The 24,034-nt window shown below is 67.4% G+C and carries 23 protein-coding genes; 7 read left to right on the top strand and 16 right to left on the bottom strand.

All coding sequences use genetic code 11. From position 1 onward, the window contains the following. Positions 1–108 precede the first annotated feature (108 nt). A complete protein-coding gene (locus QH168_RS21845) occupies positions 109–1,056 on the top strand; it encodes an Lrp/AsnC family transcriptional regulator (RefSeq protein WP_280236631.1) in 948 nt (315 codons plus the stop codon). Here QH168_RS21845 and QH168_RS21850 read toward each other — a convergent pair. The 5 genes from QH168_RS21850 to QH168_RS21870 form a co-directional block, all read right to left on the bottom strand. Continuing rightward, a complete protein-coding gene (locus QH168_RS21850; RefSeq protein WP_280236632.1) occupies positions 1,045–1,668 on the bottom strand; it encodes a GNAT family N-acetyltransferase in 624 nt (207 codons plus the stop codon). The genes QH168_RS21845 and QH168_RS21850 overlap by 12 nt on opposite strands. 68 nt (positions 1,669–1,736) lie before the next feature. Further along, positions 1,737–2,216: a hypothetical protein gene (locus QH168_RS21855; protein WP_280236633.1), complete on the bottom strand. Its 480-nt coding sequence runs from the start codon at positions 2,214–2,216 to the stop codon at positions 1,737–1,739. Continuing rightward, the gene (locus tag QH168_RS21860; protein ID WP_280236824.1) at positions 2,216–2,860 is read right to left on the bottom strand and encodes an MspA family porin; all 645 of its coding nucleotides are present in this window, start codon (positions 2,858–2,860) and stop codon (positions 2,216–2,218) included. Before QH168_RS21860 ends, QH168_RS21855 begins: the two co-directional genes overlap by 1 nt. A gap of 15 nt (positions 2,861–2,875) precedes the next feature. Then, positions 2,876–3,496, bottom strand: a complete 621-nt coding sequence (locus QH168_RS21865; protein ID WP_280236634.1) for a hypothetical protein — start codon at positions 3,494–3,496, stop codon at positions 2,876–2,878. Positions 3,497–3,526: 30 nt separating this feature from the next. After that, positions 3,527–5,044: an MDR family MFS transporter gene (locus tag QH168_RS21870; RefSeq protein ID WP_280236635.1), complete on the bottom strand. Its 1,518-nt coding sequence runs from the start codon at positions 5,042–5,044 to the stop codon at positions 3,527–3,529. Between the two features lie 104 nt (positions 5,045–5,148). Here QH168_RS21870 and QH168_RS21875 point away from each other — a divergent pair, with 104 nt between their 5' ends. Further along, positions 5,149–5,886 (top strand): TetR/AcrR family transcriptional regulator C-terminal domain-containing protein, encoded by a 738-nt coding sequence (locus QH168_RS21875; protein WP_280236636.1) that lies wholly within the window; start codon positions 5,149–5,151, stop codon positions 5,884–5,886. Positions 5,887–5,914: 28 nt separating this feature from the next. On the opposite strand, the gene QH168_RS21880 is transcribed toward QH168_RS21875, so the two are convergent. The 6 genes from QH168_RS21880 to QH168_RS21905 form a co-directional block, all read right to left on the bottom strand. Continuing rightward, on the bottom strand, positions 5,915–6,697 hold the full coding sequence (locus QH168_RS21880) for an ESX secretion-associated protein EspG (protein ID WP_280236637.1): 783 nt from the start codon (positions 6,695–6,697) through the stop codon (positions 5,915–5,917). A gap of 101 nt (positions 6,698–6,798) precedes the next feature. Next, positions 6,799–7,989: a cation:proton antiporter gene (locus QH168_RS21885; RefSeq protein ID WP_280236825.1), complete on the bottom strand. Its 1,191-nt coding sequence runs from the start codon at positions 7,987–7,989 to the stop codon at positions 6,799–6,801. Between the two features lie 9 nt (positions 7,990–7,998). Next, entirely contained in the window at positions 7,999–8,481 is a 483-nt protein-coding gene (locus QH168_RS21890; RefSeq protein ID WP_280236638.1) for a cation:proton antiporter regulatory subunit, read from the bottom strand. A 54-nt stretch (positions 8,482–8,535) separates the two neighbouring features. Next, entirely contained in the window at positions 8,536–10,164 is a 1,629-nt protein-coding gene (locus QH168_RS21895) for a SulP family inorganic anion transporter (RefSeq protein ID WP_280236639.1), read from the bottom strand. Continuing rightward, positions 10,161–11,975, bottom strand: coding sequence for a phosphoenolpyruvate carboxykinase (GTP) (locus QH168_RS21900; protein ID WP_280236640.1), 1,815 nt, complete (start codon positions 11,973–11,975; stop codon positions 10,161–10,163). Before QH168_RS21900 ends, QH168_RS21895 begins: the two co-directional genes overlap by 4 nt. Before the next feature lie 99 nt (positions 11,976–12,074). Continuing rightward, complete coding sequence (locus QH168_RS21905) at positions 12,075–12,413, bottom strand: ArsR/SmtB family transcription factor (protein ID WP_280236641.1); 339 nt, start codon at positions 12,411–12,413, stop codon at positions 12,075–12,077. 188 nt (positions 12,414–12,601) lie between these two features. On the opposite strand from QH168_RS21905, the gene QH168_RS21910 reads away from it, so the two are divergent. Both QH168_RS21910 and QH168_RS21915 read left to right on the top strand, forming a co-directional pair. Further along, complete coding sequence (locus QH168_RS21910; RefSeq protein ID WP_280236642.1) at positions 12,602–13,015, top strand: hypothetical protein; 414 nt, start codon at positions 12,602–12,604, stop codon at positions 13,013–13,015. Between the two features lie 85 nt (positions 13,016–13,100). Continuing rightward, complete coding sequence (locus tag QH168_RS21915; RefSeq protein WP_280236643.1) at positions 13,101–14,318, top strand: hypothetical protein; 1,218 nt, start codon at positions 13,101–13,103, stop codon at positions 14,316–14,318. On the opposite strand, the gene QH168_RS21920 is transcribed toward QH168_RS21915, so the two are convergent. Both QH168_RS21920 and QH168_RS21925 read right to left on the bottom strand, forming a co-directional pair. Then, complete coding sequence (locus tag QH168_RS21920; protein WP_280236644.1) at positions 14,248–16,221, bottom strand: tetratricopeptide repeat protein; 1,974 nt, start codon at positions 16,219–16,221, stop codon at positions 14,248–14,250. The genes QH168_RS21915 and QH168_RS21920 overlap by 71 nt on opposite strands. Before the next feature lie 136 nt (positions 16,222–16,357). Then, positions 16,358–17,581, bottom strand: coding sequence for a hypothetical protein (locus QH168_RS21925; protein WP_280236645.1), 1,224 nt, complete (start codon positions 17,579–17,581; stop codon positions 16,358–16,360). Positions 17,582–17,672: 91 nt separating this feature from the next. Between QH168_RS21925 and QH168_RS21930 the strand changes: the two genes are divergently transcribed. Further along, positions 17,673–18,527, top strand: coding sequence for a glycosyltransferase family 2 protein (locus QH168_RS21930; protein WP_280236646.1), 855 nt, complete (start codon positions 17,673–17,675; stop codon positions 18,525–18,527). On the opposite strand, the gene QH168_RS21935 is transcribed toward QH168_RS21930, so the two are convergent. Beyond that, positions 18,524–19,378, bottom strand: a complete 855-nt coding sequence (locus tag QH168_RS21935) for a bifunctional 5,10-methylenetetrahydrofolate dehydrogenase/5,10-methenyltetrahydrofolate cyclohydrolase (RefSeq protein ID WP_280236647.1) — start codon at positions 19,376–19,378, stop codon at positions 18,524–18,526. The genes QH168_RS21930 and QH168_RS21935 overlap by 4 nt on opposite strands. 204 nt (positions 19,379–19,582) lie before the next feature. Here QH168_RS21935 and QH168_RS21940 point away from each other — a divergent pair, with 204 nt between their 5' ends. Both QH168_RS21940 and QH168_RS21945 read left to right on the top strand, forming a co-directional pair. Then, complete coding sequence (locus QH168_RS21940; RefSeq protein WP_280236826.1) at positions 19,583–20,437, top strand: YdcF family protein; 855 nt, start codon at positions 19,583–19,585, stop codon at positions 20,435–20,437. Positions 20,438–20,684: 247 nt separating this feature from the next. Beyond that, on the top strand, positions 20,685–21,482 hold the full coding sequence (locus QH168_RS21945) for a putative protein N(5)-glutamine methyltransferase (protein ID WP_280236648.1): 798 nt from the start codon (positions 20,685–20,687) through the stop codon (positions 21,480–21,482). Between the two features lie 53 nt (positions 21,483–21,535). Here the strand turns inward: QH168_RS21945 and QH168_RS21950 are convergent, their stop codons facing one another. Both QH168_RS21950 and QH168_RS21955 read right to left on the bottom strand, forming a co-directional pair. Beyond that, entirely contained in the window at positions 21,536–22,363 is an 828-nt protein-coding gene (locus QH168_RS21950; protein WP_280236649.1) for an SDR family NAD(P)-dependent oxidoreductase, read from the bottom strand. Positions 22,364–22,400: 37 nt separating this feature from the next. After that, positions 22,401–23,969, bottom strand: a complete 1,569-nt coding sequence (locus QH168_RS21955) for a succinic semialdehyde dehydrogenase (protein ID WP_280236650.1) — start codon at positions 23,967–23,969, stop codon at positions 22,401–22,403. Positions 23,970–24,034: the final 65 nt, after the last annotated feature.

A 24,034-nucleotide genomic window follows, 5' to 3' on the forward strand; every position in this document is an offset into this window, starting at 1 on the left:
GATTCGGGATACCGCCGTCGATATCCCGCCTGCACGGCCGACCAGCTGACTTTCAGCCACGGCAAGCATGAGCAGCGCCGAATTCCGCTACCCGCCTATTCTGGTGTGGTGGATTCGGTCGCGCTCGATGCCGTCGATCTCGGCTTGTTGCACGCGCTCCAGGTGGATGGGCGCGCTCCGTTCAGCCGGATCGCGGACGTGCTCGACGTCTCCGATCGCACCGTGGCCCGCCGCTTCGCGCGACTACGCCGCAGTGGGATCGTCCGGGTGACCGGAGTGGTCGACAGCGGACGCACCGGCGACGCGGACTGGGTGGTACGGATCCGCATCCGGCCGGCCGGCGTCGAGCCGGTCGTCCGGGCATTGGTGCGCCGTCCGGATACCGCCTGGTTGACGACGTTGTCCAGCGGCGAAATCATCTGTGTCTTCCGCACCGATGCCGCCGAGCCAGCGCCGCTCGCCGCACTGGCTCGCCACCGCGACGTACTCGAGGTGGAAGCACATCGATTGCTCCGCAACCTCATGTCCCAGCCGTGGCACGGCCGCACCGCGGCATTGTCGGCAGAGCAGATCGCCGCTCTCGACGCACCGGTCGATGACGTGTCCGGCCGGGTCCGCTTGACGGAACTGGACCGGCGGTTGCTGCCCGCGCTGGCCATCGACGGGCGGACAGCATATCCACGGCTGGCGGGGACGCTCGGTTGGTCGGAATCCGCGGTCCGCAGGCGAGTGGACGAGCTGCGGCGCGCCCAAGTGCTGCGTTTCGATGTCGAGATCGACGCCGCTGTTCTCGGCTACACCTTCCAATGCCTGCTGTGGGTCACAGCTGCTCCGGCCGAACTCAACTCGGTAGCCTCGGCGCTGGCGACCGATCGGGAAGTGGCGTTCATCGGCGCAACGACGGGCAGCCACAACCTGCTCGTCTTCGTCGTATGCCAGGACGCGGACGCGCTGTTCGAATACGTCGCCGGGCGCGTCGGGATGCTCGCGGGTGTCGATCGGGTCGAGACGGCCGCGGTCTCGCGAGTCGTCAAACGCGGTGGCTCATCGGTCTGATCGCGGGGACCGCCACATCGACCACAGGGTCGGGCCGCCATCCGGGATGCTGATGGTCTCGGTGGCCTCGAAGCCGAACCGCTCGTAATAGCCGATATTGGCCTGGTTGCTCGACTCGAGATAGGCGGGCGTCCCCTCATCGTCGCAGCGGTCGAGCCGGGCCCGCAAGAGCGCCTGCCCGTGGCCCTGCCCGCGCTGCGCCGGATCGGTGCCAATGATCCCGAGATACCAATGCGGTTCCTCTGGATGTCGGGCGATCAAGGCATCGCCCAATTGCTTACCCGCGCGCAGTCTGGCGCCGAATGCTCGGGCGAATTGCGGCAGCATCCGCAATTCCGACCAGGTCGAGTGCCGCCACAGCCCCGGCGGATCCCACAGCGCCGCACCGCCGATCGCACCGGATCCGTCGACAGCGACGTCCACGCCGCCGTTGGCCAGATAGTGGTGGCGAGCCTGGGCCGCGAAGAAACGCGGCAGTCCGGCTGCTCGGCGTCGCGGGTCCGGCAACAGCCACACCCACACCGGATCATCCTGGAACGCGGCAGCCAACGTGTGTGCCAGGGGGCCGATATCGTCGCGTCGCGCCGGACGCACATCAGAAGAGGTCGACATCATCGTTTCCTAACTCTCGTCGAAGAGATGGGTGGTGCCACGGACCCTTCCGCTGGTGGTCTCGACGATCATCGAACCGCCGTGAAGAACAGCCCGGCGCCGCAGGCGTCGCGACCGGAAACGAAGAAACCGGTATCGGTGGTCGTGGTCTCCGTACCCGATTCCCCGACCAGCGTCCTAGCGCGGTCGAGGTCGTCCACGTGGACGGTCACGGCTGCCAGATACGAGGGCGCCGGGGCCTTCTCGCCCGGCAACACCTGCACGGCCGCCGACGCGGGGACGATCTCGATCCGGGTTCCGGCGCGGATCAGCACGGTCTTCGGCCCGATGGTCGATGGCTCGACTTCGAGGACGGCCTGATAGCGGCGCAGAATCGCAGCGTGCTCGGCGTCGTCGGCGACGATCAACACCGCCACGATGCCGCGGGCGCCATTGGGGTGGTGTGCCATGCCGATGATGATCGGTGGTGATCCGTTCGGCGAGCCCCTCATGCCCGCCGAACGCCGCGATCCGACATCCAACGGTCGTCCGGTGGCGGATTCGGTCATCAGCCCAGGCTGAACGGTCGCCCCCACAGCGTGACCGATGCCGTCACCGATGCGGTCTCCACCCCGACGACGACGAACGCCCGCGCCTGGGCGTAGCCCGCGCACCCGTCGAGGCCGATGGTCTGGTCGGCCCACGTCACCGAGCCGCTGGTGCCGGTGAACCGGTTCGCGCCGCGATGCGACTCGTTGCCGTAGTCGTCGGTGCGCTCCAGGTCGAGTACCTGGAAGCTGGTAGCTCGGCCCGGACCGAGCGAGAGATTCGCGCCCCCGGCCGCGCTCGCCGTCGGCTGTTCACCACGCCCGGCCACGCCTGCCGATCCGCCCACCGACGAGTCCGCGCCACCGAGGTGCACCTGGCAACCCACGACGTAGCCCGGTGCGATTCTCGCGCCGTCGGCGCTGCCGGACAGCTCGACGCGGGCGCTCCCGGACACCCAGGCGTTGCGGTGCAACGGCGTTGCGCCCATCGATGGGCTGAGAGTGACCGACTCACCGATCAGCCGCACGGTCACCCGGGTGCCGTCCGCCAGGGTCCGCGTCAGCTCTCCGCCCGGCAACGACTCGACACTGTCGGCCACGGCCGACACCGGCGGCAGGGCCACGGCGGTCACCGCGCCGACACCCGCTACAAGACCCACGAACATCGATCCCGGCATCGGCTACGCCTGCTCGGTCCGGAGCACAGCGTGAATTCGGCAGCGGGACCCCGGCCCGTGCACCATGCCGGGATACTCATGAACTCGTCGCCACTCGGGTCCGGGCAGCGATGCTTCCAGAAAGGCTCGGTGGTCGTCCGCGTGCGTCCATGCCGAACAATTGAGTACGGTCGCGCCTCCGATATGCAGGTACTGCCCCAGCAGCCCGTCGATGGACGGTCGGCGCGATTGCAGCGCGGCGGCCATCAGGTCGGTCCACTGCTCGGCGTCGGTGGGCGATGGGAACTCGAAGGTACTCACCACCAGACAGTCGGCAGGCGTATGTTCGCCGAACACGACACTGCGGCGAAGCCGGTAGCGCGTCGCCGATCCCGGCATCGAGGAGGCGACTTCGCCGTCGACCTCCGACTGCCACTGCTGGTAGGTGAGCACCGAATCGTTGCGCATGCTCGGCAGGCAGACAACAGAGACCAGGCCGGACGGGCGTGCCCGCGCATACCAGGAGCCCACGATCGTGTCGGCGACCGAGGTCGTCTGTGCGGGCCCGGCCACCGGGTGCCGTTCGATGATCACCGTGGTGTCAGTGCGGGCCAGATCGGGTAGTGAGCGGTCGAGATCGTGCACGGATCTACTCCTTCGAGTGGTTTCGGTAGGTCAGTGGTGGCTGGTCAGAGCGACATCGCGCAATGCCAACGCAACGAGAAACATGGCGGCGGAACAGATCCCACCGATCAGGAAGACGTCGGCGACCCCGTCCGCGACGGCGGCGCGGACGGCGGCACGCATCGGTTCCGACACCTGCGTGAGGTCGGCCGCTGCCTCGCCCGACCACATCCCCACACCCGGCTCCGCGCCGCCCAGCGACCGCGCCAGCTGCCACGCATACGCCGCGCCGAGCACTGAAACCCCCAGCGAATTACCGAGATTGCGGGCCAGCATGGCCGTCGCGCTCGCGGCGCCGAGATCGCGGTCGGCCACGCTGTTCTGCGCGATGACGACGGTCAACTGCATGAAACAGCCCATACCGACACCGACGGCGAGCATCGCGGCCACCATCACGAGCTGACCGGTGTCCTCGTCCACCCCGGCCAGCAGGAACAGTCCGGCCGTCATCACGGCGGCTCCGACGATCGGGTACCGACGGAATCGGCCCGTCCGCGACACCAAGGCGCCGACCACCGGTGCGGTCACCAGCATCCCGCCCAGTAGCGGCAGCAGGAGCAATCCGCTGTTCGTCGCCGACAAGCCGTGCACGACTTGCTGATATACCGGAACGAAGGTCACCGCACCGAACATGACCAGGCCGCTGAGGAATCCGAGCAACGCGGCCAGGGTGTAGTTGCGGACGCCGAACAACGTCATGGGCACCACCGGCTCGTCCGAGCGACGTTCCCACCACACGAAGACCGCCAGCGTGGCAGCCGCGAGCAGCGCCGACGCGATCACCGGTGGCGAGATCCAGGCAAACCGATTGCCCGCAGTCGAGGTCAGTACCGTGACAGCCACGATGCTCACACCGAGCAATGCCATGCCGACCCGGTCGACGCCGCCACGGCTGGCCCGCTCACGCCTCGGCAACCGCAACTGCGTCAGCAGCAGCACAGTGGCCACCGCGCCCAGCGGAAGGTTCAGGTAGAACGCCCATCGCCAGCCGATGCCGTCGGCGCACAGTCCCCCGATCACCGGGCCCGCCAGAATAGCCAGCGGCATCACCACTGCCATCAGCCCCTGGTATTTCGCACGCTCACGCGGCGGCACCAGCTCCCCGACGATCGCGATGCCGCCGACCAGCAGACCGCCCGCGCCCAGCCCCTGCACCACGCGGAAGCCGATCAGCCCGGCCATCGTCTGCGCGGCCCCACACAGTGCCGATCCGAGAAGGAACAGCGAAAACGCCGCGAGGAACACTGTTTTGCGGTCGTAGAGATCGCCGAGTTTGCCCCATATCGGGGTGGTCACCGCGGTGGCGACCGCGAACGCCGTCACCACATGTGACAGCTCGGTGAACCCGCCCAGCTCGGCGGCGATCGTCGGCAGTGCCGTTCCGACGATGGTGAAGTCCAGATTGGCGGCGACGAAGGCGACCACGAGCCCGCTCATCGCGGCGTAGATCCGTCGTGGCGGAGGGTATTCGGAGTGCTCACGCGCATCGGCGTGCGGTTCGACGGTCACAATCATCTCCCGCGTACGTTGTATCTGATGTGTACAACGTATCTCGAGGAATACGTTGTACACAACGGTGGTACGATCGGGCCGACAGCGAGAGAAGGGCGACAGTGGCACGGACAGCCGAGAGCGATAACGCCGGGCGCGGCACGATCTGGGAGCGCCTGGACCAACCACCCACGTCGGCGCGAGTTCCGCTCAGCCACGACCGGATCGCCCTCGCCGCGATAGAACTGGCCGACGCCGAAGGACTGGGCGCCGTGTCGATGCGTCGCCTGGCCGAGCACCTCGGCGTGGCGACGATGGCCCCGTATCGGTACATCTCGGGCAAGGACGACCTGTTCGAGCTGATGGTCGATATGGCCCACGCCGATATCGACCTACCGGCGGCGTCCGAGGGCTGGAAGCATGTTCTCCGCGCCTACGCCGACCAGGTCCGCGCCGTCACCCTGCGCCATCCGTGGCTGGTGCAGATCTACGCGCGGCTACCGGGAGTCCTGACCCCACGGATGGCCGATATTTCCGAGCAGGCCCTTTCCTCGATGACCGGACTGGACGTGGATGTCGACGCGAAGATGGCGATCCTGGCCACCGTCACCGCGTTCACTCACGGCGCGGCCGCCGCCGAGGTCGCCCAGCACCAGCTGATGGGCAGGCAGGGCTGGGATTCCGATGACGATGTGCGCAGCGCCTACCACCCGTACATGGCCCAACTCACCGGCGCGGGCCGCTATCCCGCGCTGGCCGACTACCTGGTCAACGGCTCCAACAACGATACGGCGGCCTGGCAGTTCGACTTCGGACTCGACTGCGTGCTCGACGGGATCGGCGCCACGCTGCGCTGTTGATCTCGCCACGCCGCGCTGGTGAACTCGCTCAGCGGCGCACGCGCAGATATTCGTCGTGCTCGCGATCGTCGCGATAGAAGCGCCGGGTCAGCCCGGCCAACCGGGCGATCTCGGTGGTGAGGGCGGTGGGGCCGGCCGGTTTGGCGACGATGGGGTCGCCGGTCTTGACGTAGTAGCGGCCGTCCTCGTAGTCCATCCACCAGAAGCTGCGCCCGAACGCGGGCCGCGAGTCGACGGCGGGGCCGGGGAAGATCATGATCTCGCCCACCGATTGCCGTCGACGTTTGAAGACGCGGTCCAATTGCTGCGTGAGACTGAGTTCGTCGACGTTGCGCACATAGCGGGAGCGGTCCGCGCTCAGATCCGCGCGGCGGACCTCCACGGCCGGGCGGGTACCGGCGGGCGCGGGCGGCAGGGCCGCCACCGCTTGGGCGGGCACCTGATTCGCGGCGCAGTTGGTGACGATCACATCGCCGCCGATATCGGCCGAGGTCCCCGGCAGTTGTACCAGTGTCGCACCGGCGGATCCGTGCATCGCACCGTGGAAGCGGTAGGTACGGGCCATATTCCGGCCGCCGTACCCTTTGACCTCCACGCGTACCTCCGGCTCACGCAGGATGGTGAGCACATCGACCAATTCGACCGAATAGTACTTCTCCAGCAGCACATCGACGGCTGCTTCGCGTTGGCGCCGCAGGTCGTCGAAATCGTCGGCGACCGGTCGGTAGCGCAGCGGATACGGCAGTCGGTCGTGGCCGTACGCGGACCAGAGAATGTCGAACTCCAGGCCGGTGAACCGCCAGGTAGCCATTCGCGCACCTCCCCAGCTGACCTTCAGGGCACCCTACCGTCCGGTCCCGGCACCGGCAACAGTCCCGCGTAGCGGGCCGCTGCCGACACCGGGCGCACGGATCATTCGTCGACGAGGTCCTCGGCGGGCTTGGCGCGCGGCACGATGAGCCCGACCACCGGTTCCACCACACGGGCCGCGACCGGCCCGAGCACCGCCATCAACAGCACGTAGGTCGTGGCAAGGGCCGCGAACCCGTCGGGCACCGCACCGGCGGCGACCGCGAGTCCCGCGATGACGATGGAGAATTCGCCGCGCGCCACCAGAGCCGCACCCGCGCGGGCCCGGCCGAGACTGGTGGCACCGGCGCGTTTGGCCGCCCACCAGCCGGTGGCGATCTTGGTCGCGGTGGTGATCACCGCCAGCAGGATCGCCCAGCCGAGCACCGGCGGAATACTGGCCGGATCGGTACTGAGCCCGAACAGCACGAAGAACATCGCCGCGAACAGATCGCGCAGTGGTTCCAGCATCTTGGTGGCGTTGTGCGCGGTGGAATCGGAGATGGCGATGCCGAGCAGGAACGCGCCAACCGCCGCCGAGACCTGCACGGCCGAGGCGATCCCGGCCACCAGCAGTGCGGCGCCGAGCAGTTTGAGCAGGAAGATCTCGCGGTCGTCGCTGGCCACCACGGCGGAGACATACTTGCCGTAGCGCAATGCGACGACGAGCACGACGGTGATCGCGATCATCGCGATGCCGAGCGTCTTCAAGCCCGCCACGAGTCCGACACCGGCCAGCACTGCGGTCAGCACCGGGAGGTAGCCCGCCATGGCCAGATCCTCGAACACCAGGATCGACAGCACCACCGGCGTTTCCCGGTTGCCCAGCCGCCCCAGATCGTTGAGGACCTTGGCGACGATGCCCGAGGAGGAGATGTAGGTAACACCTGCCATCGCGATGGCGCCGGTCGGTCCGAGACCGAGCAGCAGGGCCACGATCACGCCCGGTGTCGCATTCAGCGCGATATCGAGCAGACCGGCGGGCCAGGATCTGCGCATCCCGGTCACCAGTTCCGAGGCGCTGTACTCGAGCCCGAGCAGCAGCAACAACAGCACCACACCGATTTCGCTGGCCAGGTGGATGAACTCCTCCACCTCGTGCAATTCGACGAATCCGCCGTTGCCGAACACCAGACCGCCGATCAGATACAGCGGAATCGGTGACATACCGATCTTCGCCGCGATCCGACCGAGCACACCCAACCCGAAGAACACCGCCCCCAACTGGATCAAAGCCAGCGCGGTTGAACTCACCTGCACCGGTCAGCCGTCGGTCAGGATCCGGGCGGCGGCATCGAGGCCCTCACCGGTACCGACTACGACCAGCAGATCCCCCGCGGTGAACGCGAAGTCCGGGCCCGGTGAGGCGATCACCTGACCGGCCCGCATGACCGCGACGATGGACGAGGTGGTCCGGGTGCGCATCCCGGTCTCGCCCAGGGTGCGGCCGTCGTAGGGAGAGCCGTCCAGGACCGGCAGCTGCCGGGTGTTGACGCCCTCCATATCGCGGTGCTCCGCACGCAACTGCGCGACCAACTGCGGTGCCCCGAGCAGATTGGCCAGCACACCGGCCTCGGTCTCGCTCAACGGGATCTGCACAGTGGTGTCGGGATCACCGACCTTGGTGAATATCAGATCGATACTGCCGTCCTTATGGTCGATCACACCGATCCGGCGACGGACACCCGTCAACTGAAAATCCTTGCGCACACCGATTCCCGGCAGCGGGGTCACATCCACGTTCACATCGTCAACCCTAACCGGCATCGTCCGACGTCCACGGGGCGTAAGCGTTGCCACTCACGACAACAGCCGCGCGCGGCCGTGCGCGATGGCCTCGTTCGTATCGGCGAAGACCTTCGCCGCACCGCCTTCCGGCAGCGCCCCGATCGTGCGCAGGCGATGCAGGTGATCGGCTCGGACGCCGGACAGCAGTACCTCGATGTGCCGATGCTCGAGTTTCCGGATCGCATCCTTCAGCACCAGCGCACCGGTGGTGTCGACCGCCGTGACATGCGACATCCGCAGGATCACCACCTGCACATCGGCGACCTCGGCCAGCTCCAGCAGGAAGCGGTGCGCGGCGGCGAAGAACAGCGGGCCGTCGATCCGGTACGCGACGATGTGATCGCGCAGCAGCGCGTGTTCCTCGGCGAGATGATCGGATTCGTCCAGCGGCACCTGGTGCAGCCCGGCTTCCCGCGCCACCGACCGCAGGGCGAGCACCACCGCCACACCGACGCCGATCACGACGGCCGTCACCAGATCCACCGCGACGGTCACCAGGAACGTCGCCGCCATGATCAGCGCGTCGCCGCGCGAGGCCCGTGCGATCGCCGCGAGCGAAGCCGCCTCCACCATGCGCACCGTCGTGGCCAGCAGTACTCCGGCCAGGGCGGCGAGCGGAATATCGGCGACCAGTGGCGCCGCCAGATACACGATGCCCGCGAGAATCACGGCATGGGTGAGCGCGGCGAGCCGGGTGCGGGCCCCGGAGCGCACGTTCACCGCGGTCCGCGCGATCGCCCCGGTCGCGGGTACACCGCCGAACAGCGGTGCCGCCAGATTCGCCAGCCCTTGGCCGAACAGCTCGCGGTCCGGGTCGTGTCTGGTCCCGACCGCCATCGAATCGGCGGCGGTCGCCGACAGCAACGACTCCAGCGCCGAGAGCGCGGCCACCGCGAGCGCGGGTAGCAGCAACGCGCCGAGCTGGTCCAGTTCCAGGAAGCCGAGCGAGGGCGCGGGCAGTCCGGACGGTAGCGCGCCGATGCGAGCGATATCGATATCGAAGACCGCCACGACCACGGCCGCCAGCACGACGGTCACCAGCGAGAACGGCAGTTTCGGCAGATATCGGCCGCCGATCAGGATCGCCACGGCGACCGCCACCGCCATGAGCGGTTGCGCGGGCGTCGGCTGCTCCAGCCACTGCCGCACCGCGTCGAACGCCGACTGCCACACCTTCTCGCCCTCGGCATCGGCGATCCCGAACGCTGCCGGGAACTGTTGCAGCGCGATGACCACGGCGATGCCCGCGGTGAACCCCTCGATCACCGGGGCGGGCATATAGCGGACCGCGCGGCCGACGCCGAGCACGGCGAGCACGACCAGCAGCACGCCGGCAAGCAGTCCGACGGTCAGCACACCGTTGGCGCCGTGTTCACCGACGATCGGGACCAGCACGACCGTCATCGCGCCGGTCGGGCCGGACACCTGGAACCGGGAGCCGCCGAAGACCGCCGCGAGCGCACCGGCGATGATCGCGGTGGCGAGCCCGGCCGCCGCGCCGAGACCGGAGCTGATACCGAAGCCGAGCGCCAGTGGCAGCGCGACCAGCGCGACGATCAGACCGGACAGCAGATCCGGGCCGGGCGCGCGGACGGCGGGTCGCCAGTCCGACGCGCGCGGCAGCAACGCCGGAATACTCACTTCACTCGCGCCAGCCGCAGTTTCAACTCCGCCAGCTGCTCACGTAGTTGTTCGGGCAGTCGATTCCCGCCGATGGTGGCGTACCACTCGTCGATCAGCGCGGTCTCGCGCGCCCATTCGTCCGCGTCGACGGCCAGCGCGGCCGGGACCCGGTCCACATACTTCGGTTCGAGCCCGGCCAGATCGAGTGCTTCGGCCGAGGGCACGTAACCGATGGGTGTCGTCGTGGCAGGTGCGTCGCCGTCCAACCGTTCCAGCGCCCACTTCAGCACCCGGACGTTCTCGCCGAACCCCGGCCACAGGAACTTTCCGTCGGCGTCGCGGCGGAACCAGTTGACCTGGAAGATCTTCGGCAACGCCGCCGCATCGGCGCCGGCGCCGAGGGCGAGCCAATGCGCGAAGTAGTCACCGACGTGGTAGCCGAGGAACGGCAGCATCGCCATCGGGTCGCGCCGCACCACGCCGACCGCGCCCGCCGCTGCGGCGGTGGTCTCCGAGGACAGCACCGAGGCCAGGAACACCCCGTGCGCCCAATCGAACGACTCCGCGACCAGCGGGACCGTACTCGCCCGGCGTCCGCCGAAGAAGATGGCCGAGATCGGCACGCCCGCCGGATCGTTCCACTCGGGCGCCACCGACGGGCACTGTTCGATGGGGGTGCAATAGCGCGAATTCGGGTGTGCCGCAGAGCTACTCGATGCGGGAGTCCAATCCTCGCCGTGCCAGTCGACGAGATGGGCGGGCGGAGCCTCGGTGAGGCCCTCCCACCAGACGTCGCCGTCGTCGGTGAACGCCGTGTTGGTGAAGATCGAGTTGCCGCGCTCGATGGTCGCGATGGCATTCGGATTGGTCGACGCGCCGGTACCCGGTGCCACACCGAAGAAGCCGGCCTCCGGGTTCACCGCATAGAGCCTGCCGTCGGGCCCGAAACGCAACCAGGCGATATCGTCGCCGACGGTTTCGGCCTTCCAGCCGTCGAGCGCGGGCTCGAGCATCGCCAGGTTGGTCTTACCGCACGATGACGGGAACGCGGCCGCGATGTAGTGCGTTTTCCCCTGCGGCGAGGTGAGTTTCAGGATCAGCATGTGCTCGGCCAGCCAGCCCTCGTCTCGCCCGATGACCGATGCGATCCGCAGCGCGAAGCACTTCTTGCCGAGGAGCGCATTACCGCCATAGCCGGAGCCATAGCTCCAGATCGTGCGGTCCTCCGGGAAGTGGGCGATGTACTTGGTGCGATCACACGGCCACGCCACATCGGTGGCGCCCTCGGCCAGCGGGGCACCCACCGAGTGCAGGCAGCGCACGAACTCGGTGCCCTCCACCAACTGGTCCCATACCTTCGCACCGGATCGGGTCATGATCTGCATCGACACCGCCACGTACTCCGAATCGGTGATCTGCACACCGTATTTCGGTTCGTCGGCGTCGAGCGGTCCCATACAGAACGCGATCACATACATCGTGCGTCCGGTCATCGCGCCGCGATAGTGCTCGGTCATCACCGTGCGCATATCGACCGGGTCCACCCAGTTGTTGGTCGGCCCCGCATCGGCGCGCTCCCGCGAGCAGATGAAAGTGCGGTCCTCCACGCGGGCCACGTCATCGGGGTCGGATACGCACCAGAACGAATTCGGTTTCGCCTTCAGCGCCACGAAGGTGCCTTTGGCGACCAGCTGTTGGGTCAGCCGATCCCACTCCTGCGCCGAGCCGTCGCACCAGACGATCCGGTCCGGCGAGGTCAGCTCCGCGACCTCGCGCACCCACGATTCGATCGCGGTGTGGCTGGTGGGGGTATCCGATCGGTCGGTCACGACACTCTCCTTACGAAATACTCTAGGTAGATAGTTTCGAAATTATGCAATCAGTGGTCACAACTTCGACCCGCGTTATCGGTGCGTCAGCGGCCGGTCTCACCCACCATCGGCGACGTTCTCCAACAGTTCGGCCTGACCCGCGACCACGCCGGTGAGAATCGCCCGCGCGGTCGCCAGCAATTCGGCGACCCGTGGCGAGGTCAGCGCATACGTCACCGACAGCCCTTCCCGCCGCGCCGTCACCAGCCCGGCCCGCCGCAGAATCGACAGCTGCTGCGACAGATTCGCCGGTTCCACACCGACTTCCGGCAGCATCTCCGACACCGCATGCTCGCGCTCACTGAGCAGTTCGAGCACCCGAATCCGTACCGGATGCCCCAATGTCTTGAAGAACTCGGCCTTCATCTGATAGAGCGGTCTACTCAATCCGGGCATCGACCAGCCTTTCCGCCGCCGACCACAGTCGATGACTGATTGCATACTTTAGCAAGTCGCAGTAGCCGAGCGAACGCGACCCTCACCCCGGCCATCCCCTACGATCGGTACCCGTGCCACCCCACAGCGGTCCAGATTTCCGACCCGACCGCCGAGCCCGGTGGACGACCTACCCTACCGAGCGCACCGTGCTCGCCATCGTCCACAACGTCACGGCCGCCACCAGACTCTTCGATACGCTCCCCCTCCTCGCCCCCGACCCACGGATTCGAATCCTCTTCACCCGGACCGGATCGTCGGCCTTCGACAATGGCACCGAGGAATACCTCGCGACCCGAGGCGTCCGATCATTGAGCTGGCGACAGGCGTTGCGCCTCGAATACGATCTCGCCATTTCCGCCAGCTACGGCGGAGAACTTCATAAAATAAACGCCCCACTGATGGTCATGCCGCACGGTATGGGATATAATAAATACCTGAACAAAGAACAAAGAACAAAGAACAAAGAACACGGTATTCGGTTTATCGCCGGAATGGCTGCTACACAAGGGTGCGGTCGTACCATCCATCATCGTCCTCTCGCACAGCGAGCAGCGCAGTAGGCTGCGCGCCGCATGCCCCGAGGCCGATGCGAAAGTCCTTGTCGCGGGCGATATCTCCTATGATCGGCTGCGTGCGAGCCGACCATTGCGCGCCGCCTATCGGCGCGCCTTCGGGCTGCGCACCGAACAGAAGCTCGTCGTGGTCTCGACCACCTGGGGTGCCCCTTCACTGACCGGAACCGCGCCCGAACTGCCTCGGATTCTCGCGGAGAAACTGCCATCCGATGAATTCCGTATCGTGCTGGCGCCCCACCCCAATATCGCCGCCGAACACTCGCCCTGGCAGGTCGACGAATATCTATCCGCAGCGCGGCGAGCCGGGCTGCACGTCAGCCCCGATGTCGATTTCTGGCGGGCCGCAATTCTTGCCGCCCATGTAGTAGTGGGTGATCATAGTTCGGTTGGCTTCTACTCCGCAGCACTCGGCAGTCCACTGATTCTCGCGACCGCGCCACAACACACCGTCGACCCGCGATCACCCATCGCACAACTGCTCGCCGCCGCACCGCGACTGGACCCAACCGCCGATCCGGCCGCTCAGTTGCGCCAGGTGATCGACACGCATGACCCGCAACGGTTTTCGGCCATCACCGCGCTGACGACCTCCGAGCCCGATTCCAGTCCGGCGATCCTGCGCACCGCCATGTACCGGACGATGAATTTGCCCGAACCACCGGAGCCGGCGGAGATCTCCGCCATCGCCTTGCCCACCGAGCGACTGAACGGTCCGACCGCACATCTCGTACTGGTGGACGACACCGGCGCGCACGCCGCCACGGTGACCCGATATCCGGCCGAGCGGCTGCGCTCGGACACAACGACACTGCCGGGAGCGCACATCGCGGTGGGAGTCGACGAACCGCGTAGACAGTGGCTGCGGCTCGCCGACGTCGTCATCGGCGCCGACGGCTCGGACACTGCCGCCTGGATCTGCGAAACCCTGGCCCGGATGCCCGGGTGCGCTATCGCGGCGGCGCCGGACGAGGCCGGACACTGGCTGGCCGGTACCGCAGACGGCAGCATCATCGGTATCGCCGGACCGGACAGTGCCTGCCGGTTGTTCGTATCGGTCGCCTACCATCGGATCCAGAATGGTACGCCGACAGCCGATCTCGCCGGATCATGGACGTTGACCTGCGCGGGACGCACTGATCACCTCATGGTCGCGCCGGTGCACGACGGCAGCGTGCGCGTGAACGGAACCGGCTCCGATGGTGTCGATTCCGTTGCGATCAGTCCAGGTCGTTCAGTCTGGACCGCACCTCGTCGGCCCGCACCCGAATCCCCAGATCCGTGTAGATGATCAGCGCCTGTTCATAGTGTTCCCGTGCTTTCGCGATGTCGGCGCGCGCGAACGCGGTTTCGGCGAGCGAGACCAGCGCGTGCGCCCGGTCGTAATGGCGGCGGCGGGCGGTGAAGACGTCGAGAGCCGACGTCGAGCATGCCTCGGCCGCATCCAAATCGCCGACCGCACGAAGCTTCCGACCGCGCCAGAGGCCGACCTTCGCCAGGTTCTCGGTCTCGTCGGAGGTCAGTTCGCGGAATCTCGACTCGGCGTCGGTGAGCATCGGCAGCGCGATATCGGGCGGCTCGGCCTTCGCGCGGTGGAACAGCGCCATCGCGATACGCCGGGCATCGTCGATGAGCAGGGCCAGCTCATGGTTGCGCCGCAGGAATTCCTGCGCCTCGGTGTCGCGTCCCTGTTCCAGGCGAACCAGGGCGAGACCTTCCATCGCCGAGGCAGACAACTCCCGGATCGTCGCCGTGCGCACACCGGCCGCGAACGAATCGGCGGCGGCGTCCAGATCGTGCAGCCAGTAGTGGCCGAAACCCAGCTGGATGTGCAGCAGGCTTTCGATCGCCGTCTCCCCGATTGCTCGCGCCGCGGCAATGCCCCATTCGTGCAGCACGATGAGATCGGCGGTGTTCTTCTCCTTCTCGTAGAAGGGCCACAGCATCACGCACCAGGAAGCCACCACATAGTACTGGCGGGTGCGGTAGGCATAGTCGACAGCGGCGCGGATATTGGCGTGCTCGATGGTCAGCCACTCACGCGCGGCAGCGGCGTCGGCGAAACGCACTCGACTGCTCGGTATCTCGGCGAGCAGCTGGTCACGCCAGCGACGGCCGGGCGCCAATTCGGCGTCCGCCGCGAAGGTCACCGCCCAGTAGTAGCGTAGGAGACGCTGATGGTCGGCGTCGCGTTCGGCATCGGTTCGGGTGTCGAGTTCCCTGGCATGGGCCCGCACCAGCGTGCGGGCGCGGAAGCGTGGGCCGTCGAGCTGATCGACGAGATAGCGTTTGGCGAGTTCGAGCAGCGCCTCCTCGGCCGTCCAGTCCGCGACCTGCACCACCGCGGCCATGGCGGCCGCGTCGATGGTTCCGTCGTGAGCCGCGAACCCGAGGGCGCGATAGCACTGCCGTTCCAGATCGGGCAGCAACTCGTAGGCCGTGCCGAACACCGCTGTCAACGGCAGCGCCGATCGGCGGCCATGATCGCTCAACCGTCGCAGCGAATCCCGCAACGGCCATGCGATACGCCGTGCGGCGGCTCGCCTCACCTCATCGCCCACGATGTAGAGCGCGAGCGGGTTCCGGTCGCACAGCACGACCAACTCGGCCGCCGCGTCCGGCTCGGCGTCGACCAGTTCGGCACCGGCGACCGCGGAGAAGACGGCGAGTGCCGCGTCAGGGGTCAGCGGGTCGAGAACGAACAGCCGGTAGCCGGGCACGTCACGGCTCTCTACCGGGCGGGTCTCGGTAGCGACGATGAGCGATGGACCGGGACCGGGTTGCAGGCCACGCAGCTGATTGGTGTTGATGACACCGTCGAAGAACATCAGCAGCGAACGGCCGGTAGTCCGCGCCTGATACAGCAGTCTGCGCGCCTCCGGATGAGTCGGGATGTCGTCCGGATGCACCCTGAGCTGGAGCAGCAGGCTGTAATGCACCTCGGTGATGTCCACCGGATTCTCGGCGTCGCCGCTGAAGGCGAAATGCAGATACCCGTCGACGAATTGCTTCTTGACCCGATGCACCAGCTCGACGGCGGAGGCAGTCTTGCCGCCGCCGGGCCCGGCGCTGATCACGATGGTCTGGTTCGTCGTCAGCGACCTCTTGATGTGCTTCTCCGCCTCCTCCAGCACATCGATGTGGTTGACGAACCGGGAATTCCGTTCCGGCAGTGGAAAACCTACAGTGGTCACAGCGCCCCCTTTGGCAACTGCATAGTACAGATCCTCGCGCTCGAGGTCATCTGCGACATCCGCGCCTGAGGCCGTGACTCGACTCATGTCCGCTCACGACCACCCTCCTCACGGCGAACCACCGCGAAAGGGCAGTTCAGTCGCCGGAACGACCGCGTCGGCCGCCCGTCACCACCCACACGCCACCCACGACGAGCAGCGCGAAGATCGCCAGACCGCCCCCGAATACGACCAGGATCCAGATGCGGGAGGCGAGGTCGAGGTTACCGTTCAGGGTGACGTTCAGGGAGCCGACGGCGAAGGCGATCACGGCGGCGAAGACCGTGACGAGTTCCATCGCGCGGACCACCGAACGGCGGGCGGTCGCGGCGGTGGCGGCGACGGCTTGTTCCTGCTCGTCCAGGCGGCGTTGCTGTTCGGTGATGCGGCGGGCATCGCTGCGTGCCAACAGGATCGAGCGGCGGACCTGGAGGAATTGTTCGGACAGCAGTTCGTGGCTGCTGCGCCAGCCGGTCGCGGGGAGCACGCGGAGGGCGGTATCGATGCCGGTGAGGGCGGCGTCGTGGTCGTCGCAGAGGTAGGCGCCGAGGGCGAGGCGGAAGTGGAACAGGGCATTGTCCGGGTACTGGGCAACGGCTTCGGCGGCCTTGGCGCGCAACAGGGTGCCCTGATCGTCGAACGGTACGGACACCTCGAGCGCGTGCAATGCGATGTCGATCGAGGCATGTGTCCGATCATCGGCCGTCCACGACTTCTCGAACAGGGTCAACGCGTGTTCGGTGGTGATCTGCCTGCTGCCGAAGCCCGCGAAGGCCTGGAGCGCGACGAAAAGCGGTGCGTCGCGGTGATGTCCGGCCGCCGTCGCCAACGGCGAGGATACGAGAAACAGATGCAGTTCATCGAACGACAGGTTCGCGCGCAGCTTGCCCGCGTGATACAGGGTCGCGAAATAGGCGCGCCCGCATTCGGAATCGTCGTTGGCGATGATGTCAGCGGTGGCATCGGCGATCTCGGTGAGCGACTCGACGGTGCCGCGGGTGATGAACGCGTACCCGATCGCCCACTTCTCCAGGATCGTCTGTCGGTGCGCACCCTTGATCCGCTCGGCTGCCCACCCGGCGCACTCCACCGCGGTCGCCAGCGTCGGTTCGGCGGTGAAGCGTAGATTCCAGTACCGGTCGGCACAGATCAGGAACGGATCGGACGCGAAATTCGCTGAGGTGACGTCGAATTGCGGTTCGACCCGCTGCGCGACATACCGCCTCGCGAAGGCATCACATTCCCGCTCGAGTTCCCGCGTCCCCGGCGCGGACCCGGCCACCAGACTCGCCAATCCGGCCTCGATCACCGCATGATCCATACCTGCCCTGCCTCCCGAACGGCACCAGTCCGACCTCCGTGCATACCTACCATACGGGCGCCGGATCGGCTCGGATGGCACACTTTCGGCCATGAGGATCGAGGTCGTCACGGCGGTGCATGCGGACTATGCACGCTTCCTTCCCGCCACATGGGCATCGCTTCGGTCCCAGACCCACACCGATTGGATCTGGTTGGTGCAGATCGACGGTCCGCCCAACAAGGTGCGTACCGAGCTGGTCGGTTGCGGTGCGGCCGAGGACCCTCGCGTCAGGATCGCTACCAACGGAACGAGGGAAGGCCCGGGGATCACCCGTAATGTCGCCTTGGGGCGGGCGCAGGCACCCTTCATCCAAAACCTGGACGCCGACGACGAACTCGAACCGAACGCACTGTCGACCCTCGCGACGGCACTCGCCCTGCATCCGGGGGCGGGGTTCGCCGTGGGTCCCGCACGTGACCTGATCGGTTCCGGCGACCTGGTGGATTTTCCGATGCCCTTCGCACCTGGCCCGATTCCACGTGGTGCGCTCGTACGACATTGGGTGACCGAACCGGATGAGTACAACCTTCCGGTCCATCCCGCAGGTGTCATGTGGCGGCGTGATCTGTTGCTCGCCGCGGGCGGGTGGTCGGCGCTGAACAACATGGAGGACACCGGTCTGCTGATGACGGCGTCCGCGCTGGCGCCGGGCGTGGTCGTGGAGCCGGTCACGCTGCGCTACCGCCGTCACCGCAACCAGCGGTCGACGCAAAAGACAAACTTCGAGGGGGGGGGGGGAGCAAATTTCGCTTGTGCGTCAACGTGCGGCGGTGTTGTTGGCCGGGCCGGGCTGGGAACCGCGGTTGACCGCGTAACCGGCGCCCCCCCCTACGGCGTCGGCAGAATCGACAACCGGTTGATGTGGCTGAACAGCTCAGCCACAACCGATGATGGATACGCCTAGCCGACGCGCGCCTTCTCGGCGGCCACCACGACATGGCGCATGAGCAGGGCGGTGGTGACGGGGCCGACACCGCCGGGGACGGGGCTGAGAGCGGCGGCTGTGCCGCGCACGGAATCGGCGTCGACGTCGCCGACGATGCCGCCGTCCTCGGCTTCGTTGGTGCCCACGTCGATGACGACGGCACCGGCGCGGACGTGCTCGCCGGTGACGAGGCCGATGCGGCCCGCGGCGGCGACGACGATATCGGCGGCGGAGGTCACCGAGGGCAGGTCGGTGGTGCGGGAATGGCAGACGGTGACGGTGGCGTTCTCGGCGAGCAGCAGCTGCGCCAGGGGTTTGCCGACCACGTTGGAACGGCCGACGACCGCGACGTGCTTGCCCGACAGCGGGATCTGATGGTGCTTCAGCAGTTCGACCACCGCCTCCGAGGTGGCGGGGACGAAGCCGTCGAGGCCGGTGGCGAGCAGGCCGAGGGAGAGCGGGCTGACACCGTCGACGTCCTTGGTGGCGGCGATGGCGGAGCTGACGTCGTCGAGGGTGACACCCGACGGCAGCGGCGTCTGCAACATGATCGCGTCGGTGGCGGTGTCGGCGCTGCGGGTGGACAGTTCGGCACGGATCTGGTCGGCGGTGGCGTCGGCGCCGAGGTCGACGGTGTCGCAGCTGATCCCGAGGCGTTCGGCTGCCTTACGCAGCGAATTCACGTACCAGGCGCTGGCCGGGTCGGCGTTCGCGACGACCAGTGCGAGTGTGGGCGCGGACCCGCTCTCGGACAGTGCCGCGGCACGCTGCAAGGTATCGGCATTGATGGCGGCGGCAAGTTCCTTGCCGGTCAGCGAAACGGTATCCACGGGCACTCAGCTTAGCGGGCGGCCCGCACCCGCCCGGCCCCCGGACCGTGCGCCGCGCCGGGTGTTCCGGCCGGAATTGCGCCGGATCCCGCCCCACCGGTCGTATCGTGGTGAGTGTTTGCCACCGGCTAACTGCCAGCTGACGTACCGAAAACCCGTGTCACACGTGGAAAGGTGTCGACTGTAGTGACGATCTCGAGGCATATGAAACATCTGGTTGCGGCCGTCTTCGCCGCGACCGCCATCGCTGGACTCGGCACGGTGCCCGCCCAGGCCAGCCCGGAAACCGACGCCCTCTACAACTCCGCGCAACGCCACTTCACCGCGGGCAACGATGCCGCGGGCCGCGATGATCTGCGCAGGCTCATCGGCGCCGACCCGAACGACGCGGAGGCGTTGTCACTCCAGGCCATCTGGTCGCATTATGCGGGCGATGTGCCCGCGTTCGCGGATGCGATGGGCCGGTTGCGTGGACTCGATCCGGGGTTGGCAGCGGGCACCGACAATGTGGTGAACGCGATCGGCGCCGCGGTGGCGACGCTGCCCAATCCGCTGCCCGCACTGGTCGGCCCGCAGACCGGGATCGTGGTGCTCGGCTACGGGCTGTTGCCCGACGGGTCGTTGCGTCCCGAACTGGTGAATCGGCTCACCGCCGCGTGGATCCAGGCCATCGCCTCGCCATTTTCCCCGGTGATCGTCACCGGCGGCAATCCGGTGAACGGGATCGCCGAGGCGGATGCGATGTTCCACTGGCTGGTCGGCCGTGGGCTGCCCGCCTCCCGCATCCACGTGGAGAACCGGGCCGGGTCCACGGTGCAGAACGCGCTGTTCAGCACTCGGATGCTGCGTGATCTCGGCGCAAGCAGCGCCGTCGTGGTGACCTCGCCGAACCATATCCGCCGCGCCGTCGCCGATTTCATCGTCGCCGGCACCAGGGTGGTCGGTGCGACGACCTCGTTGGAACAGCTGGTCTCGCAGCTGCCGCCGCCGAGCAAGCAGGCCCAGCGTGGCATCTATCTCGACGCCACCCGGACGTTCCAGCTGGCCGGGGCGCGCTGAACGAGTAGCCATCGGCGGCGACAGAACACGCTGCGGTGATACGTGGTACCCGAACATGTTGTACCGCGAGAGACACACGATGCCGCCACCTGCCCCCGGAGACGAATCGGCGGCGGAGTGCAGCGCCTCGGCTGGCACCCGTTCGTGCCAGCCGCCTCAGCGGTGGCGGGGCTTACGTACTCGTAGTGCCGAGACCCGGGTCGAGAATTCGAGTGCGCCCGAGACGCAGGCGCGACAGACTGGGCAGGTGGATACGAGAGACGCCGCCGACATCGTCACGCGGTTACGCACCGCGGGATGCGTTTTCGCCGAGGACGAGGCGCGGCTGCTGACGGAGGCGACCGACTCGGCCGACGAACTGGACCGGCTCGTCGCGCAGCGGGTCTCGGGCGTGCCGCTCGAGTATCTGCTCGGCTGGGCCGAGTTTCGGGGTATCCGGGTCGGCGTGCGCCCCGGGGTGTTCGTGCCGCGTCAGCGCACGGCATTCCTGGTGGACGAGGCGGCGGCATCGGCACGCGCCGCAGGCTGCGATGAGCTGGTGGTGGTGGATCTGTGCTGCGGGTCGGGCGCGCTCGGCCTCGCGCTGGTGACCGAACTCGCGAAGGAGATGACCCGGATCGACGTGGACGCCGCCGATATCGACCCCGTCGCGGTGGCATGCGCGCGTGAGAACCTGATGCCGGTCGGTGGTCGAGCACATGAAGGTGACCTGTTCGCAGCGCTACCGCCGAGGTTGCGCGGGCGGATCGACATCCTGCTGTGCAATACGCCGTACGTGCCGTCGGATGAGATCGCGCGGATGCCGCCCGAGGCCAGGGATCACGAACCCACCGCGGCCCTCGACGGCGGCGCCGATGGGCTCGACATCTTCCGCCGCGTCGCCGCCGCGGCGCCGGAATGGCTGGCTCGTGGCGGTCAGCTACTGGTAGAGATCAGCGTCGAACAGCAGGACACCGCCGCGGCGATCGCCGCGGGCGCCGGGCTCACCCCGAAGATCGCCCACTCCCCCGACCTGTACGCGACCGCCATCGTTTGCGCACGCTGACTCGGTGGCGCCACGCGCGCGACTCGGTGAACGGCTCCGGCCCCGGACATCGACTACTTGCGCCCGGTGAACTCGTCCATCGAGTGGTACACGCCCACCGCGTTGAGGAACAGGTCGCGGACCTTGATCGGCAGCAGACCCGACAGCGCCTTGTTCAGTCGTGAGGTCCACGGCAGGATGACCAGCGCCCCACCGTTCTTCATCTCCTGCCAGGAGGTTTCGACGACCTCGTCCTGCTTCAGGATCGGGGTGAACAGGAACCCCTTGGCGCCGTCGAACATGCCGGTATCGATGTAGGTGGGACAGACCGTCGTCACCTTGACGTGATCGTGGCCCGCCTGTTCGAGTTCGATGCGCACCGAGTCCGACCAGCCGAGCGCCGCCCATTTGGATGCCGCGTAGACGCTCATCCGCGGGTTCGAGACCAGCCCGGCCGAGGAGGCGATGGTCAGCACCCGCGCCTCGCCGCTGCCCGCGACCATGGCGGGCAGGAATTCGAGGGTCACATACATCGGGGCCAGCGAGTTGATCGCCATGGTCTTGTCGATATCGGCGCGGTTCGTGGTTTCCCAGAAGTAGGTGTTGCCGCGCACGATTCCGGCATTGTTGACCAGGATGTCGATATCGCCCGCCTCGGCGCGGACCGCGGCGGCGGCCTCGGCGATGGCCTCGGGATCGGACACGTCGACCGCGTGATGGTGGATGGTGCCGCCGAGGGCGGTCAGTTCGGCGGCGGTGTCCTTCAGTGCGACCTCGTTGATATCCCACAGCACCACCGCCGCGGCGCCCTCGCGCACGGCGCGTTCGGCGAACAGTTTGCCCAGGCCCATGGCGGCGCCGGTGACGAGAACCTTCTTGCCCGCGACCGTTTCGAGTTTCATCAATCCCATCCCTTGTTCGACGTGTGGTAGGTGCCGGTCACTTCTGGCGCAGTGTCTTCATGAGGCCGAAGTACAGCGTCATGGTCTTGGACCACAGCTCTTCCGACATCCCGGGCAGCGGCCCGATCGGCAGCACCCGCTGCACCGCGATCGTCTGGGTGTCGATGTATTTGAGCAGGCCCTCGGGTCCGTGCCTGCGGCCGGTGCCGGAGATGCCGAGCCCGCCCGACGGTGCGTCGGCACTGCCCCAGGCGGCGATGAAACCTTCGTTGACATTGACCGATCCGGCATTGATCCGGGCGGCGACCTCGCGCCCGCGAGCGGTGTCCTTGGTCCAGACACTGGCATTGAGCCCGTAGACGGTGTCATTGGCCTGTTCCACGGCCTCGTCGTCGCTGCCCACGCGGTACACCGAGACCACCGGGCCGAAAGTTTCCTCCCGGTGGACCGTCATGCCCGGCGCCACCCCGGCGAGCACCGTCGGTTCGAAGAAGTACGGGCCGAGGTCGGGGCGGTGCTTACCACCGGCGAGCACGGTGGCACCCTTGGCGACCGCGTCCTCGACGTGCGCGCGCACCGTATCGAGCTGACGCTGGAAGGTCAGCGAGCCCATATCGTTGCGGTAGTCGAGATCGGCGCCGAGTTTCAGTGCCTCCACATTGGCGACGAACTCGCGCACGAATCGGTCGTAGACCGCATCGTGGACGTAGATGCGCTCCATGGATTCACACAGCTGACCGGCCGAGGAGAAACAGGCCCGCACCGCGGTCTTGGCGGCGGCGGACACATCGGCGTCCGACAGCACCAGCAGCGGGTTCTTGCCGCCGAGTTCGAGCGAGTAGCCGATGAGACGTTCGCCCGCCTGCTTGGCGATGGTGCGGCCGGTGGCGCTGGAACCGGTGTAGTCGACGTAGTCGGCGCGACCGATCACCTCGCCGCCGATGACCGAACCGCGGCCGAGCACGATCTGCCACAGGTCGGCGGGCAGTCCGGCGCGTTCGGCGGCGTCCACGGCCCACAGCGCGGTCAGCGCGGTCTGGTTGTCCGGGCGGCCGACCACGGCATTACCCGCGACCAAGGCGGGCAGCGCGTCGGAGACGGCGAGTGCGAGCGGGTAGTTCCACGGTGAGATCACCGCGACGACGCCCTTGGGCCGGTGACGCACCTCGACCTTGGTCAACACCGGCAGCACACCGCGCGGGGTGCGGTTGGCCAGCAGTTTGTCCGCGACCGCGGCGTAGTAGCGGGAGTTGACCGCGACATCGCCGACCTCGTCGAAGGCGTGCACCCGTGACTTGCCGGTCTCGGTCTGCACGATATCGAGGATCGTGTCCTGTTCCTTCAGCACGATGTCGTGGAACCGGCGCAGCACGGCGACCCGCTCCCGGATCGGGCGCGCCGCCCATGCGCGCTGCGCTCGGCGGGCGCGGTCGAAGGCGGCGTCGATATCACCGGTCGAGGACTGCGGCAGATCGGCGATCTTGCGGCCGGTCGCCGGGGCGAAGACCTCCACCGAGGGCGCGCCACCCGCGGCGGCGCGGGCGAGCAGCGGTTTCACCAGCGCCGGGGACAGCACTTCGGCGTCGGTGTGCCGGGCAGTCGTCATATCGGCCTTCTCCTGGGTTCGGTGGATTAATTGAACACTGGTGTTAGATTAATAGGTGTGACGAG

Source organism: Nocardia cyriacigeorgica (assembly GCF_029868385.1).
Lineage (GTDB): Bacteria > Actinomycetota > Actinomycetes > Mycobacteriales > Mycobacteriaceae > Nocardia > Nocardia cyriacigeorgica_F.

Excerpts from the sequence above, each read along its gene's own strand:
- QH168_RS21930 (WP_280236646.1), top strand. The coding sequence starts at position 17,673 with ATGAGGATCGAGGTCGTCACGGCGGTGCATGCGGACTATGCACGCTTC.
- QH168_RS21940 (WP_280236826.1), top strand. The coding sequence starts at position 19,583 with ATGAAACATCTGGTTGCGGCCGTCTTCGCCGCGACCGCCATCGCTGGA.
- QH168_RS21880 (WP_280236637.1), bottom strand. The coding sequence starts at position 6,697 with ATGGCTACCTGGCGGTTCACCGGCCTGGAGTTCGACATTCTCTGGTCC.
- QH168_RS21955 (WP_280236650.1), bottom strand. The coding sequence starts at position 23,969 with ATGACGACTGCCCGGCACACCGACGCCGAAGTGCTGTCCCCGGCGCTG.
- QH168_RS21850 (WP_280236632.1), bottom strand. The coding sequence starts at position 1,668 with ATGTCGACCTCTTCTGATGTGCGTCCGGCGCGACGCGACGATATCGGC.
- QH168_RS21905 (WP_280236641.1), bottom strand. The coding sequence starts at position 12,413 with ATGCCCGGATTGAGTAGACCGCTCTATCAGATGAAGGCCGAGTTCTTC.
- QH168_RS21855 (WP_280236633.1), bottom strand. The coding sequence starts at position 2,216 with ATGACCGAATCCGCCACCGGACGACCGTTGGATGTCGGATCGCGGCGT.
- QH168_RS21860 (WP_280236824.1), bottom strand. The coding sequence starts at position 2,860 with ATGTTCGTGGGTCTTGTAGCGGGTGTCGGCGCGGTGACCGCCGTGGCC.
- QH168_RS21950 (WP_280236649.1), bottom strand. The coding sequence starts at position 22,363 with ATGAAACTCGAAACGGTCGCGGGCAAGAAGGTTCTCGTCACCGGCGCC.
- QH168_RS21925 (WP_280236645.1), bottom strand. The coding sequence starts at position 17,581 with ATGGATCATGCGGTGATCGAGGCCGGATTGGCGAGTCTGGTGGCCGGG.